The sequence below is a fragment of the Fulvivirga sp. genome (genome assembly GCF_040218215.1).
Classification (GTDB): Bacteria; Bacteroidota; Bacteroidia; order Cytophagales; family Cyclobacteriaceae; genus Fulvivirga.
On record NZ_JAVJQL010000024.1, the window covers coordinates 120,321 to 135,607 of the forward strand.

13 protein-coding genes are annotated in these 15,287 nt (G+C 37.9%); 6 read left to right on the plus strand and 7 right to left on the minus strand.

The window, feature by feature from the left end:
• Positions 1-58: 58 nt before the first annotated feature.
• The gene (locus RIB54_RS16965) at positions 59-4,183 is read left to right on the plus strand and encodes a S8 family serine peptidase (RefSeq protein ID WP_350101997.1); all 4,125 of its coding nucleotides are present in this window, start codon (positions 59-61) and stop codon (positions 4,181-4,183) included.
• Here the strand turns inward: RIB54_RS16965 and RIB54_RS16970 are convergent.
• A complete protein-coding gene (locus RIB54_RS16970) occupies positions 4,180-4,902 on the minus strand; it encodes a DUF4197 domain-containing protein (protein ID WP_350101998.1) in 723 nt (240 codons plus the stop codon). The two genes, RIB54_RS16965 and RIB54_RS16970, sit on opposite strands and share 4 nt — an antisense overlap.
• Positions 4,903-5,016: 114 nt before the next feature.
• Between RIB54_RS16970 and RIB54_RS16975 the strand changes: the two genes are divergently transcribed.
• Together RIB54_RS16975 and RIB54_RS16980 are read left to right on the plus strand one after the other, a co-directional pair.
• Entirely contained in the window at positions 5,017-6,282 is a 1,266-nt protein-coding gene (locus RIB54_RS16975) for a competence/damage-inducible protein A (protein ID WP_350101999.1), read from the plus strand.
• Between the two features lie 51 nt (positions 6,283-6,333).
• Entirely contained in the window at positions 6,334-7,644 is a 1,311-nt protein-coding gene (locus RIB54_RS16980; protein ID WP_350102000.1) for a dihydrolipoamide acetyltransferase family protein, read from the plus strand.
• A 384-nt stretch (positions 7,645-8,028) separates the two neighbouring features.
• On the opposite strand, the gene RIB54_RS16985 is transcribed toward RIB54_RS16980, so the two are convergent.
• The 5 genes from RIB54_RS16985 to RIB54_RS17005 are packed head-to-tail and all read right to left on the minus strand — an operon-like array spanning position 8,029 to position 11,544.
• Positions 8,029-8,958, minus strand: coding sequence for an HNH endonuclease (locus tag RIB54_RS16985; protein ID WP_350102001.1), 930 nt, complete (start codon positions 8,956-8,958; stop codon positions 8,029-8,031).
• Positions 8,959-8,995: 37 nt separating this feature from the next.
• A complete protein-coding gene (locus tag RIB54_RS16990) occupies positions 8,996-9,394 on the minus strand; it encodes a hypothetical protein (RefSeq protein WP_350102002.1) in 399 nt (132 codons plus the stop codon).
• Positions 9,391-10,155: an HNH endonuclease gene (locus RIB54_RS16995; RefSeq protein ID WP_350102003.1), complete on the minus strand. Its 765-nt coding sequence runs from the start codon at positions 10,153-10,155 to the stop codon at positions 9,391-9,393. The genes RIB54_RS16990 and RIB54_RS16995 overlap by 4 nt, the downstream gene beginning before the upstream one ends.
• Positions 10,156-10,157: 2 nt before the next feature.
• Complete coding sequence (locus RIB54_RS17000; protein ID WP_350102004.1) at positions 10,158-11,219, minus strand: DNA cytosine methyltransferase; 1,062 nt, start codon at positions 11,217-11,219, stop codon at positions 10,158-10,160.
• Positions 11,212-11,544 (minus strand): helix-turn-helix domain-containing protein, encoded by a 333-nt coding sequence (locus RIB54_RS17005; RefSeq protein ID WP_350102006.1) that lies wholly within the window; start codon positions 11,542-11,544, stop codon positions 11,212-11,214. The genes RIB54_RS17000 and RIB54_RS17005 overlap by 8 nt, the downstream gene beginning before the upstream one ends.
• A gap of 779 nt (positions 11,545-12,323) precedes the next feature.
• Here RIB54_RS17005 and RIB54_RS17010 point away from each other — a divergent pair.
• Positions 12,324-13,043: a DUF2490 domain-containing protein gene (locus RIB54_RS17010; protein ID WP_350102007.1), complete on the plus strand. Its 720-nt coding sequence runs from the start codon at positions 12,324-12,326 to the stop codon at positions 13,041-13,043.
• A gap of 50 nt (positions 13,044-13,093) precedes the next feature.
• On the opposite strand, the gene RIB54_RS17015 is transcribed toward RIB54_RS17010, so the two are convergent.
• The gene (locus RIB54_RS17015; RefSeq protein WP_350102008.1) at positions 13,094-14,152 is read right to left on the minus strand and encodes an AI-2E family transporter; all 1,059 of its coding nucleotides are present in this window, start codon (positions 14,150-14,152) and stop codon (positions 13,094-13,096) included.
• Between the two features lie 380 nt (positions 14,153-14,532).
• Between RIB54_RS17015 and RIB54_RS17020 the strand changes: the two genes are divergently transcribed.
• Together RIB54_RS17020 and RIB54_RS17025 are read left to right on the plus strand one after the other, a co-directional pair.
• Positions 14,533-14,826, plus strand: a complete 294-nt coding sequence (locus RIB54_RS17020; RefSeq protein WP_350102009.1) for a type II toxin-antitoxin system HigB family toxin — start codon at positions 14,533-14,535, stop codon at positions 14,824-14,826.
• Between the two features lie 3 nt (positions 14,827-14,829).
• Entirely contained in the window at positions 14,830-15,186 is a 357-nt protein-coding gene (locus tag RIB54_RS17025) for a helix-turn-helix domain-containing protein (protein WP_350102010.1), read from the plus strand.
• Positions 15,187-15,287 lie beyond the last annotated feature (101 nt).

Sequence of the window (15,287 nt, forward strand, 5' to 3'; positions counted from 1 at the left end):
AGAATTAAAAAGTTACATTTACATCCATAAGCATATTAAGAAACCATAACGTTTTACTTTGAAGTGGCTTTTACATATTACCCTCCTGTGCCTGGCTGTGACAACAGTTTATGCACAAAAGCCATATCAACTTCCCAGAGGAGTTACTCCCTCGCAATATGACAGCCATACTATTATTGTCAAGTTAAAATCTGGCGAGCTCAGCGGTCTTAAAAGCAAAAGTTTAAAAACCAATAAGCTTATGAATGCCCAACGTGCAGTAAGTCATATTTCCAGCAAAAATGCTCAGCATCCATTGTCCAACATTTATAAGATTGAGGTTGAAAATAGCCAAGAGCTTATAAACACAATCAATGAATTGCTTCAGGATGACAATGTGATTTATGCAGAGCCCTATTTTAACCACCGCCCTTTATTCGTTCCCAATGATTCTGCAATAGCCCAGCAAACCTACCTTTCAGTAGTTAAGGCTTATGATGCCTGGACAATAGAAAAGGGGGATTCTTCCATTGTTATTGGCATTCTTGACTCAGGCGTTCAACTTGATCATCCGGATTTGTTTCAGCAAATAGCCTATAATTTGAATGAGCCAATTAATGGTCTGGATGATGATGGTGATGGACTGATAGATAATTACGCAGGATGGGATATTGCTGATAATGATAACAACCCAACGGCAGACACCGATCCGCATGGTACGCAAATTTCCGGGATGTCTTCAGCGAGAACTAACAATGGCATTGGTATCGCTGGTACCGGGTTTAACACCAAATTCCTACCTATTAAAATCTTTGCAAGTGGATCCAACTTTTTTAGAAATGGGTATGAGGCCATTGCACTGGCTGCAGATCTGGGCTGTAAGGTTATTAATCTATCCTGGGGTTCAGCAGGTAGTTTTAGCCAATATGGTCAAGACATTATAAACTATGCTGTGCTGGAGCGAGATGCTGTTATAGTAGCTGCTGCGGGAAATACACCAGAACACTTGGATTTTTATCCGGCATCTTATGACAATGTACTCTCTGTCAGCGCTACTGATATGTTGGATAACAAATCAGCATTTGCCACATTCAGCTACAATATTGATCTGATGGCCCCCGGACAAAATATATTCCATGTTAACAATGACAGTAAATATAGAACCAATGGCTCTGGAACCAGCTTTTCTTCACCTATGGTGGCTGGCGCTGCTGCTTTGGTAAGGGCGAGATTTCCACAGCTTAATGCAGTGCAGGTAATGGAAAGAATCCGAATTACCACAGATGATATCTATTCTGTTGGGACTAATAACAATTTTGAAGGACTAATGGGAAAAGGTCGACTAAATATGTTAAGAGCCCTCAATGATATTTCAACCCCATCTATAAGATTAAAAAATATCAGTTACAATAACGGGTTAAAGACTAGGGCCTATGCCAGAGATACGCTGAACATTTCAATGGACATGATAAACTATCTGAATGTAGCCAGAAGCACCACATTAACTCTTTCTTCACCTTCACCTTATGTTCAGGTTATTTCAGGAGAGTTTAGTGTTGGCACACTTGCAAGTATTGACACACTTAACAATACTAACTCCCCGTTTCAAGTGGTGCTTTCAAGCGATCTTCCAGCCTCAGAAGATCTTGTATTCAGAGTTGATATGATAGGTGATAATTATGTGGACTTTCAATATTTCACTATCAAGACCTCACCAAATTATGTCAATTTTAAATCAGGGCAGCTGGAAATGACCATAGCTGGTGATGGTGATCTGGGATATGACAGAGATGGGTTTCTATCAGGCATTGGTGTCAATTATGAAGATGAAAGAATAGCCGAGAACATCGGTTTGATGATCGGTTCAAGTAAAACCAGCATTAGCGACAATGTGCCCAACAATTTTGGGCTAAACGACCGTGATGGTGACTTCGCCCCAATAACAAACATTAAAGAATACAGAAATGGGATAACTGCAGGTGATGTCCGTTCGGTATTCACCGTTGCCGACAGCATGCTCATAGAGCAAAAATCCTTAGCTGATAACACTTCTGATTTTATCATTCAGGAATTTAGAATAATAAATACAGGTGTTGCAGCTTATTCCGACCTTAATATTGCCCTCTTTGCCGACTGGAATATCAATAACAAAGATTTCAACAAAGCAAGTTGGGATGGCGACAATAAGCTCGGCTATGTGCATGATGGGAACACCTATATTGGTATAGCACTTTTAAGTGGTCAGGACTCCATTTACTCAGCCATTAACAATCGAAATTTCAATGGAAATGCTGCTGATATTCCAGTAATACTCAATGACAGTATCAAACATAGCCACAGTTCTCAAGGCATTTTGAAAACCAGTGCTGGCGATAACAACAATGGCAATGATGTCTCACACCTTCTCGGGGCATCCATTAATAACCTGGAGGTTGATGAGGCTGAGAAGGTTACTTTTGTATTTGTTGCAGGCCATAGTTTAGCAGATTTAATTAACAATAAAAATGCTGCCGTTTCATTTTATAACTCTTACAATCAAAATCCACCTGTAATTGAAATAGCCGAAACCTGCCTCAACCAACCTGCTGTCATTGACCCGGAAGGCACTAATTTTGATTTCTATTCAGATGTGGAATTGACAGACCTTTTGTATTCCGGGGAAGCCTTTGAAACCGAAAATATCACTATACCAACAACCTTCTACGTTGTAAATAAAGACAGCACTTATAATGGAAATTCGTTCAGGGTTGTAGCTAAACCAAAATATGTTAATGCAGATTTTTCAGTGAATCCCAGCCCACTCCTACTTGATGAAACTGGTAAAAAGACAGTGCATTTTTCAGACAAAAGTATTGATGCTGTTTCCTGGTCCTGGAATTTGGATAATGGTTTTACTTCTACCCAACAGAACCCTACAACACTTTATTCGGCTACTGGATCTTACAACATACATCTGACGGTGACGAGTGATATTGGTTGTGTAGAAAATGTCACAAAATCTATTGACGTTGCTAACAGAAGCAACAAGCCAAATATCACTGATAAAAACATTTGTAGAGGGGATGAAGTAACGCTTACAGCTACAAATTCAGCTAATCTGGAATTTTATAATGATGCTGAGTTGACTAACCTAATCCACACTGGCAATGATTTCACCGGCACTTTTACTGAAGATACCACCTTATATGTGGTTAGTAAAGACTCTGCTTATATGAGCAACCCACAACTCGTTCATATTAATGTGGATGATGTGAAAGCTGATTTTAATTATGCACCAGATACTGTTGATCTTTCCTCCTCTACTTTGGCCACTTTTAACTCAAAAGCTCAAAATGAGGCTTTATACTATTGGTACCTTAATGATGAACTTCAGGTAGTAAATGAGAATATCAACATTGACTATGGCTCATTAGATTCTTTCACAATTAAGCAAGTGGCAGAAAGCAGCAATGGTTGTCTGGATTCATTGGTTCAGGTTATTACTCCTGCTTTGAGTCAAAAGCCAGACTTGCAAAACATTGTCATTTGTCAAGGCGAAAATATTGACATCAACCCGGGTGGCTCTTATTATCACTTTTATGCTGATTCAGGATTAACTGAATTACAGGCAAAAGGATCATCAATAAGCCTTCAAAATGTATTGAAAGACACCACCATTTACATCACCAATAACGCAAGTTTAAAGGAAAGTGAGCCGCTGGCGCTAACCATTGATGTGAGCGATCTGGAATCCAGTTTCACCATTACAAATCCACTTAACCTTTATGATGCACAGTCACCAGTAATCTCTAACAACTCCATTGCTGCAACGCAGTTCATTTGGCTATTGGATGGTGATACAATCAGCACTGAAGTGCTGCCAGCACTTCATTTCACTACGCCAAATAATTATGAACTCAAGTTGATTGTGATGGATGACCTGGGGTGCATAGACGAAAGCTCAACCGCTTTAGAGGTAGTTAATATCACCAGCCTTGAAGAAACCTCCGCGCTTAAAATTTACCCCAACCCGATTCATGATCATCTTATCATTCAAAGTCCAGGCAACGTTGATATTCAATTATTCAATGCCGCTGGAGTATTAATCCACTCAGAAAATGGATCAGACATAAAAATAGCCACTGCTCAATGGAACAGTGGCCTGTACTTTGTCAGGATCCAGGACAAAACCGAAACCCGCTGGTTTAAGGTTGTTAAAGATTAATCCTGCTCAGCAAATACCTTTTTCAATAACTCTGAAGTTCTGGCCATAGGATCTTTCCTGATGTTCATCTCCTCTTTGGCGATCAATGTAAAAAGACCTTCTATTGCCTTATCTGTAGCATAGCCTTCCAAATCATCATTCACTTTCTCTACAAAAGGCACTTTGTTGTATGTAGTTACAATATCGCTGTAATATTTGGTGGCATTGGTTTTATCCAGCGCCCTTTTGATAACAGGCTGAAAACTGGCTTTTAACTGTGAAGAAGTAGTGCGCATCAAATATTGCGTAGCTGCATCTTTATCGCCTTTCAATATTCCCCAGGCATCCTGAATGGTCATGGCTTTTATGGCATTGACAAATATTGGCTTGGCCTCCTTGGCAGCCTCTTCAGCGCCCCTGTTCAGCGTAAGCACAAACTTATCTACCTCATCGCCTAGTCCAATTTGTCTCAGCTTAGTCTCCACCTTCTGAACATCAGGAGGAAAAGGTAGCTTAATTTGAGGATTTTTGAAGTACCCATCCAATTTCGAAGCCTGACCTGATCCTTTAGAGATTCCGTTTATTAAAGCCTCTTTAAGTCCTGAAGCTACCTGTTCAGAAGTCAGGGCATCATCACCCAGCGCATCGTTGATTGTACCAAGGGTCTGATTGATCTGTGCCGAGGTACATGCCATTAGCACAATGAAAATGAAGTAGAAATTGTTTTTAAAAAGCTTCATGATATAATCTTTTAATTGAATATTCTGTTAATGACTATTGAAGTACATAATTCGCAAATTAAGTTAAGCATTTTCATATACTTTCAGATATTTACATTTCAATAATCAAATTACATGGCAAACGCAAAAGCAGAGCTGCTCACAATTGGGGACGAGATTTTATTTGGACAAATAAATGATACCAATTCTCAGTGGATGAGTCAGGAGTTGGATAAGGTAGGCATTCGTGTGGTTAGAAAAACTACAGTGGGCGACATCAGGCAAGATATGATGGATGCTTTTGCAGAAGCAGAAAAACGAGCGGATATAATATTAATTACTGGTGGTTTGGGACCAACCAATGATGATCTTACCAAACCCTTATTGGCAGAATACTTCAATTGTGAAATTGCCATGGATGAAGAAGCACTGGCAGAAGTTACAGAGTTTTTCAATAGCAAAGGGCGTGAGCTTACTCCAGTTAACAGGAAGCAAGCCGAATTGCCTATTTGTTGTGAAAGGGTTTCAAATAGATTGGGCACCGCCCCCGGAATGTGGTTTGAGAGAAATGGAAAGGTATTCGTTTCTATGCCCGGTGTGCCTCATGAAATGAAGACCATGATGAAGGAGATCGTCATACCAAAACTTCAGGGTCATTTTCAAACAGATGTAATTTTCCATAAAGTGGTGAAGACAATTGGCATTGGCGAATCATGGCTGGCCGAGGAGATCAAGGTTTGGGAAGATGCACTGCCAGAACATATAAAACTAGCGTATCTGCCAAGTTTAGGTCAGGTAAAACTGAGACTAACTGCTGTAGGCCCTGATATGGATACCCTAAAAGCAGAGGTAGAAGAGCAAATTACTGAACTTCAAAAATATGCCTCTAAATATATCTATGGCTATGACAAAGATGAAATACAGTCTGTGGTTGGCGAAATGCTAAAAGAGCGCAACCTGACTGTAGCTTTTGCAGAAAGCTGTACCGGTGGTTATATTTCACACTTAATAACCTCCATACCTGGAAGTTCAGCTTACTATCAGGGCTCGGTAGTTCCTTATCATAATGAACTAAAAGCCAGTGTTCTTGGTGTTAAAGAGGAGACTTTGATAGACAACGGGGCGGTAAGTGAAGAAACCGTTATAGAGATGGCCAATAATGTGCGTCAAAAATTTAATGCCGATTTGGGTATTGCGACAAGTGGTGTGGCCGGGCCTGATGGGGGTACTCCCGAAAAGCCGGTAGGCACGGTTTGGATTGCCATTGCTGATGGAGAACAAACTAAAGCACGTAAATTGCAACTATGGAAAGACCGTGATGTGAACATAAAAGCAACGGCTATAGCAGCACTCAATCTTATTCGGATAACCTTATCGAAAACGATTGAAATAAAAAACTAAAGTACTAAATTTGCACCCGAATTCGGGTAGAACACTTTTATTGAATAATAAATGGCACTAGTAGAACTAATAATGCCTAAGATGGGCGAAAGTATAATGGAAGCCACCGTGCTTACATGGTTAAAAAAAGAAGGCGACACTATAGAGCAGGACGAATCTGTTTTGGAAGTAGCTACTGACAAGGTAGATACTGAAGTGCCCTCAACCCATGCCGGTGTATTAAAAGAAATACTGGCCAAAGATGGTGATGTAATAGAAGTTGGTAAGCCAATAGCAATTATAGCTACTGATGGTGAAGATGCTGGCGCACCTGCTGCTCCAAAAGCAGAAGCTAAATCTGAGCCTAAGCCAGAAGTTAAGGTGGAAGCCGCACAACCAGCTACCGCAAGCAACGGAGCGGTACAACAGGCACCAGTTACATCAGACAGGTTTTACTCTCCACTGGTGAAAAACATAGCCAAAGAAGAAGGTATTCCTTTGTCAGAATTGGATGCCTTACCTGGAAGTGGTAAAGATGGCCGTGTTACAAAAACTGATATTATTGCTTATGTAGAAACTAGAGGTAGCCAGCCTGTAGCCGCTCCTGCTGCTGCACCAGCTCCTGAATCTAAACCTTCTACCGCAGTAGCCAAAGTACCTGCTTCTATTAGCGCAGGTGACGAGATCATAGAGATGGACAGAATGCGTAAGATGATTGCCCAGAGAATGGTAGACTCTAAGCGCATAGCACCACACGTTACTTCATTTGTTGAGGCCGATGTGACGAATATTGTATTTTGGAGAAACAGAATGAAGAATGAGTTTAAAAAACGTGAAGGTGGTAATTTAACCTTCACTCCTATCTTCATTCATGCAGTGGCCAAGGCCATCAAAGACTACCCGATGATCAATGTGCAGGTAGATGGCGATAGAATAATCAAGAAAAAAGATATTAATATCGGTGTTGCTGTAGCGTTGCCATCAGGTAACCTTATAGTACCAGTAATCAAAAATGCTGATCAGTTGAATTTGACTGGACTTGCAAATAAAGTGAATGATCTGGCAACAAGAGCCCGTGAAAACAAATTGTCTCCTGACGAACTTTCTGGTGGTACATTCACTATCTCTAACGTTGGTTCTTTTGGCAATGTAATGGGTACACCTATTATCATGCAGCCTCAGGTAGGTATTTTGGCCTTAGGCGCTATAGTTAAAAAGCCTGCAGTAATAGAAACTCCGAGTGGCGATGCTATTGCTATCAGACATAAAATGTTCCTCTCTCACAGCTATGACCACAGAGTGGTAGATGGCTCATTGGGAGGTATGGTAGTAAGAAGAGTAGCTGACTACCTGGAGCGTTTTGAGATGGACACAGATATTTAATTGTCCTTAGTTTTAAATTGAAAGCCCTTCCGAAAAACCGGAAGGGCTTTTTTGTTTAATACAGCCTTGCCACCAGGGTTTTATTGTAGCCTTCTAAAACCTGCCGTAGCCAGGAAACCTCAAAATAAATGCTGTTATTTGTAGGTTAAAGGGGGTTTGTAACGGTCTCGTGTATGAGTAGTAGCGGATTTCTACTCACTAACTTTTCAGTTTTGCACTGACCTTTGTTTTATATTTTATCTTTCGTTTTAGCACTATTTTCGCTATTACTTATACACAATGTTGTACGCTGGCTTTCTTTCTTTTCAGTCCGTTAGCGTTGGCGTGAAAGCTCTTTGCAACCGCAGGAACGAGGAATGCAATGTGCTTGAACATTGAGTTGGCTTAATCAGGACTTCTCATTACTCCCGCATATTTAAAAAGTCCGAAAATATTGTCTTTATGGTAATTCAAAAATGCTTTTTCAGGTTTAAAGAAATCTTCAACAGGTAAAGTTATTTGCTGTTTGTCATATTTTGCTAATAAGGTATCTTTTACATCTATATGTACATTTACACGATATTCTTCGTCAATTGTAAACATTCCCCTATCAAAAGCCCAGTGCATATCTCTTGACATTGCTATTCCGTTACAAGGTAGAAATGAACCAGAATGTGATTTAGGTTTTATATGTGCGGCTTCAAGATTTATTAGTTTTTTATAAAAAATTGCTTCTCCTGTGATAGCACATTTGTTTCCATAACCCAGTAAAACAAAATCTCTAAAACTTACAGAATTGAAAAGATTAGCTCCTTTTGTTTCTTCAATTTCAGTTTCAGATTCCTCTTTCGCTTGATTCTGTCTTTTTTCTGCATCTTTTTTTACTTCATCAGGAATTACAGTTTCTAAATAATCTAAATCTGAAACCTGATATTCCGGAATAAATTCTAATTTTTCATCATAAGTTGCGTGTCCACCACGTTGCTCAGAATTTTCTATAATCTCCTCCAATGCTGAATAATGAACATTTTTCGAGTTGAAACGGTGCATTTTGTAAAGGTTGGTTAAATCTTCTGTTTGCATTTTTTCAAAGACTACAATGTCATCAGTCTTAAAGAATGTACGATCGGGATCGATTTTAGTGTTAAGATACAATCTAAATTCATCTCTTGGTTGTTTAGCTGTACTGCCGTGATATTTATCATTGTGATATACATAAGTACAGTACACTTTTTCATTTGAATCAGGGGGGACTATTGGCAATAAAATTGCATCATTTAATTCTGTAACTGACAGTGGTGGAAAGAAACCTTCATTATTTTTAGATATTAGCATATATCGTCCTCTGGAAACAGTTCCGTCTAGTTTTGGACTACCTAATTCCTGAAACTTGATACGACTCCAAAAATTCAATAACACTACTTGGAATTAACGGTTGTTCATCGTTTTCTAAATCCAAAATTTTATCGTTGATTGAAAACTTTAGTTCATAAATGGTTTCTTCTTTATTTTCTATTATTATCAAGAAACCATTTAAATTATCATTCAGGCACAATGAGTTGAAAAAATTAGTAAGATTTTCATTGATTATAAGCTTACGACCATCAATTACAGAATATGTGGTTGAAAATTCAGAATCAGTTTTAACTGTAATTAATTTAAAACCCGAATGTGGTAAAAAATCAAAAGTGTTATTTGGTAACTCAAATACTTTATTTTGAATAGATTGAAGAATTTCTGGAGTTATCTTTTTTTGTATTTGTAATTTCATTCTATGTAGATATTTTTTCTGTGGAAATCTAAAAAGTCTTCTTTAGGATAAAACTTCTCGGGTGTGTTGATTGATTTACCCTCGTACCTTTTTATGAAATTTTCGTAAGTTGATTTATCCGAAATTCTTGCAAGTTTACTTGAAAAGTTTATTTCAAAATTGTTCGAGACAGTCATTAAACCTTTATCGAACAGTTTATCATAAAGTGGAGACAGACAAATACCATTGGACGGGTTTAATCTCTCTTTTTCATTTGCCGACCAAGGAACGATATGACTTGCAATTAGTAATTCAGGCAAATCAATGTTTGAAACTGCACATTTTTGAGAGTAAATATTTAGCACAACTGTTCTGAAAAAAGACTGATTAACCCGAGTTTTTACAACTCTTGTTACATCCTTTCCTTCTTTGCTTAAATCTATTTCTTGAATAATTTTTTGCTGAAAAGATTGATTTCCTTCTCTTTCATTAAGTAAGCTTTCACTTTCATAAATTAGGTCATCCCAATTATTTGAAAACTCCGCATAAATCTCTTTATCCAAGTTTCCTGCATTTCTCATCCCACTCACACCTCTTTTTTGGTGATATGGGTCAAGACTGGCAAAGTTTACAAGTTTAAAAGCAACTGCACTTGGTGTTCTATTAATAAGACTTGCTAAATGAATAACTTCCTCTGTTCTTTGATTGTATTTTCCAAAGGGTATTTTACAATAGAGATTAAAGGCTAAAATTAATTCTTCTCTTGTCCAGTTTCTTCTCATTGTCAAGCTGCGTTAGGGATTGAAGCAATTGTTTGAGCTCTTTTTGAGACGATAGGAACAAAAAAGCGAGTGCGGAAAGCCCGACCCTTTAGGGTAACGCCCATAACAAAACTGTCTGGAAATGATTGCAACCTCGCGTTTTCCCTTACACTTGGAACCCTGTTCCATTTGTAATGGAAATGGTTTCTGTGTCCAGTGTCTATTGTTTTTGAAGGTCTTTCACTGTGATATCGTGTCCAAGCTTCATTGAATTTTCGCGAATCTCCAACACCTGGAGGTAAATCTTTATGATTCCCACCTTCGGGAACTTGCGAAATAACATTGATTACGTGTTCTGTATGTTGAGTACCCAAATGATTGAAAAGTACTTTGTTGCCATTTCTCATTATCTTTTGGTAATCGCTAAACGGATTTTTGTCATAGCTTAAGTTTTCCTCTCCCAAGTCAGAGACCAAATCAGGTAAATCTCCAATAGCATCCTTACAACCAACATATTTTTCTGGTGAATGCGTTGGTTCTGGAAATTCAAACATTCCCAAATCTTTTCTAAGAGCAACAAAAAATACTCTTTTTCTAATTTGAGGCACGCCATAATCTGGAGCGTAAAGTAATTTAGGATTACAGTTGTAGCCCATTTTATCACATAGCTCTATAATCTCTTTTTTTGCTTTACCACCATAAAGAGTTAATAAGCCGGGTACGTTTTCTATAATTATAGCTTTAGGATTGGTTTTTTCCGCTAAACGGAAAACCGCATAGAATAATGAATTTCTTTCATCATTTTCTTTCCGTGAACCTGTCAACGAAAAACCTTGACAAGGTGGGCCAGCAATAATTACGTCAATTTCCTTTCCATTTGATTCTTTAATTATGGTGTCTATTGCTGACTCTTTATGCAAATCAAGTAGTAATGCTTTAGAATTGTCGTGATTCTTTTCAAATGTTTTTAGTGCAATTTCTGTATTATCAACACCTAGAATAACGTGAAATCCTGCTTGTTGGAATCCGTAGGAAAATCCTCCGCATCCTGAAAACAAATCTATTGCTGTTAATTTTTTACTCATTTTCAAAGTTGAATGTTCCTTGTTTGGTATTAGTATTTCTTAAATAATTTGCCGTGTCTTCTGCTACTGTAAAAATGGATTCTGAACATTTATATTTAAAAGCTTCTCTAGCAAACTTGTCTGCAAAAAATAAATCTGTAACGGTCTGTAAGTCGGTTTTAAATAGTTCTGCCAATTTTTTCAGTTTTGATTTGCTGAATTTTTGACTCCCATTTTCAATTCGACTAATGGCACTTGTGTTGATTCCGATTTTCGCACCGAATTCAGTTTGTGTCCATTCTCGTCTTTCCCTTTCCGTTTTTATATAATGTCCGAAACTTGCCATTTTTACAGTTTAATCAAATTATGATTTGACCTATTTTTAGCAAATTTAAAAATAATTTCCTGTTTTTGCATCAAGTTCTAATGTTTTTTATTTCTGGGTGGTGGTGGGGAAGGGCAAGCTCTTTTGTTTTTTTTTGCGTTGGCTTTGTGTTTAGGAAAAACCAAATGTGCTTGACCGTGTGGTGGCTTTTTTCAGCTTGCGTACAACAATTGGCTAAGGGACATTATGTCCCTTATATCTTTTATATCCCAATGTTAATCTAATGGATTTTAATTGTTTTAAAAGAATCAGTGGCTATGGAAGTATAAATTTCTATAGTTTTAGTTGAATTATGGAATAGTAATACCTGAATCTAGTGTGTATCTGGTTACTTACTGTTGCCAACTTGAAGTGGCTCCCGCTCTTCGGAATTTGCAATTCCGAAGCACTATCATCGGATTTGTAATCCGTTTTATATTAATGGATCACAGATCCATCGATACACATTCCAGATTACAAATCTGGAATAGCCATTAGAGCCCATTTTCTTAAGATCTTCTAAAAAGCAACCACTTAAATACATTGTCTCCGACATCTTCTACCAGTATTATAACCCTGATAAAACATTAAGATTTCTCCTCCACAATTCGAAATGACAATACTACCAGACTCTGGCTCCTTTATCTCTTGCATAGTCCTCTACGAATTGTAATTTTAAAAATCGGTGGGGCAATGTGTAAAATGAAATGGCAAATGCCTGTTTCTTCACATGGCCGGATGTTGAATGTTACTACTTAAAAATGAAAAAAGGCCTATTCCTAATACTACTTACTGTTTCATTGTTAAACCCAAAAACCGGAAATGCCCAATTTGATGAAGATCAGTTAGGTGCATGGTACATGTACTTCTTCAATGCAGATTTTAACGAAAGTCAATTTGGGGTTCAGGGAGATATACAATATCGAAACTGGGATATTGCCAGTGATCTGGAGCAGTTATTATTACGTGGCGGCCTTACCTACAGACCTACAAATGCTAACATCAAATTTACCCTTGGCTATGGCAATATTACTACAGGAGCTTTTGGCAGTAATAATGCTACAACCGCAGAAAGCCGTATTTATCAGGAAGCATTGTTCCCGGTTAAATTCGGCAACAGGTTTTATACCAGCCACAGGTTCAGGTATGAGCAGCGTTTTGTAGAAAATCAGGATTTCAGGACCCGCTACCGTTATAACTTGTTCCTTAATGTAGCGCTCAATAAACCAGAGATGGAGCAAAACACCCTTTATTTGGCATTGTATAATGAGCTCTTTGTAAATGGGCAAAGAGCTATTGGAGATGGCAATAGTGTAGAATATTTTGACCGAAACAGGTTTTATGCCGCCCTTGGTTATATGATAAAAAAGGAATTAAAAGTTCAGGTAGGCGTTATGAGGCAAACCACAGACAACTGGGGCAAGAACCAACTGCAGTTGAGCCTGCATCATAATATTACAACCTCCAATACCAAATCTTAGACTATTAAGTACATCCTTGGCTACCGCTTTACAATCCAGGCAAAGAGAAACTATAAAATTCGCTTTACCGAACCATTTCTGGGTTTACCAGATAGTAATTCGGAAATGATTTGCGTGTTCTTAAACTGCTCTGCGAGCAACTTGAGCAATACAGTGATTGGAATAGACATGATCAAGCCTGGTATTCCCCAGATATAACCCCAAAGCATCAGCATTATTAAAATGGTGATCACATTAATGGAAAATGATTTTCCCATGAAAATGGGCTCCAAAATCGCCCCGAAAATAACCTGAACCCCTGTGGCTGTCAGGACAAATAAAAACAGCATGGATGCAGACTCTATTTCCACAAAAGCAAAAACAGCGAGCAGCACTACGGTGATTATGGAGCCAATCATTTGAAGGAAATTGATGGCAAAGGCAAACAGGCCCCAAAAGATGGGAAAGCTGATGCCAAATCCCCAGCAAGCAATACCAATACCCACCCCTGTACATAAGCTTACAAAGAACTTCACTTTAATAAACTTAATCAGGTCCCGTTCTATCTTCATAAAGGTTTTGACCGAAGAAAAGTGGTGTTTGAGAATGGTACTGTTCAATACCTTTTGCATATCAAGAGATTCTGCCAATAGAAGTACTACAAAAAATACAGTAGTAAGCGTCATGGATAAAGTATTGGCGATAAAACCAACTGTTGGCGCGAAGTTTTTTATAATGGTGTCTTTTTTAATAATTGACCTCAGCATTCCCTCTCCTTGTAAAAAATCAAAACCAAAGAACACTTCAATTCTGGTTACTAACAAGTTGAGTTTATCATTTGCACGTTCAAAAAAAGCGTTGTCGGTAGCAAGAATCTCTCTGCTTGATAGCTCAATCAACACTCCACTCACCCTAAAAAAGGAAACAATGATGAGCAGCACTATTATAATCCTAACAATTTTAGGCACGCCCTTCCTCTTAAACCATCTCATCATAGGTAAAAAAAGCAAGGCAATAAACATAGAGGAGAACAGCGGAATGAAGATGAATGATAGCGTTTTAAGCAGATAAAACACCAAAGGAATAACAAGAATCAGAAGTAATGTATTGGTGGTTTTTCTATCATTCATAGCTATTGAAATTCAATGATTAAAGATACGTAGTACCATTTATATGTATCATATTCAGATCAAGTATTTATATCTCTCACTAGTGCCTTTTGTAAACTATTTTATTCAAGCTCTTCGGAGTTTGTAACTCCGAAGTACTACGTCAGGATTTTCAATCCATTTTATATTATTGAATCATTCAATTTAAACTGGTCATTATGAGCATCTCTCAACCAAAGTAATTGTAATTATTCATCAGGTGACTATCCCGCACAACCCATCTATCCATCCGATGAATTGACGTCAACTACCTCCCGAAATGAACATGCCTTTTCAGAAAATAATTTATGAAATTACCATTTTGGTAACTTTTCATTACTTTTGTCGATGCAATAGATACAATGAGAGTAATTGCTAAAAAGATATTACGGGAGTTTTGGGATATTCATGCTGATGCCGAAGACCAACTAAAAACTTGGTATAAAGAAGCTTCCAAAGCATCATGGGAAAGCCCAAGTGATATAAAACAGGAATATGTGAAAGCAAGTATTCTCAAGAATGGACGAGTTGTTTTCAATATGTGTGGAAACAAATATAGGTTGGTAGTTGATATCAACTACATCAGACAATGGGTCTTTATTCGATTCATTGGCACGCATTCAGATTATGATAAAATAGACGCTAATACCATTTGAATTATGAACATAAAAGCGATAAAATCAGAAATAGATTATAACAATGCCCTTCTAAGACTTGAAGAGATATTCCATGCTCCCATAAACTCTCCTGAAGGAGATGAGGCAGAGGTGCTATCTATATTGATAGAAAAATATGAAGACGATCACTATGCTATTGGAGCGCCTGACCCCATTGAAGCTATTAGATTTAGAATGGAGCAAATGGATATGAGTAAAAAGGACTTGGCCAAAGTTTTAGGTTATAAAAGCAGGGTATCAGAAATTTTAAGTCGGAAGCGTAAGTTGACTTTGAAGATGATTCGCAATTTGCACGATAAGCTTAAAATTCCTTACGAATCACTTCTTACTGATTATTGAAAATGCTCTTCTGAGTTTATACACCGAAGCTCTCTAGTAGGATTTTCAACCCGATTTATCAAGATCTTCGGAGTTTGTAACTCCGAAGCCATATCATAGGA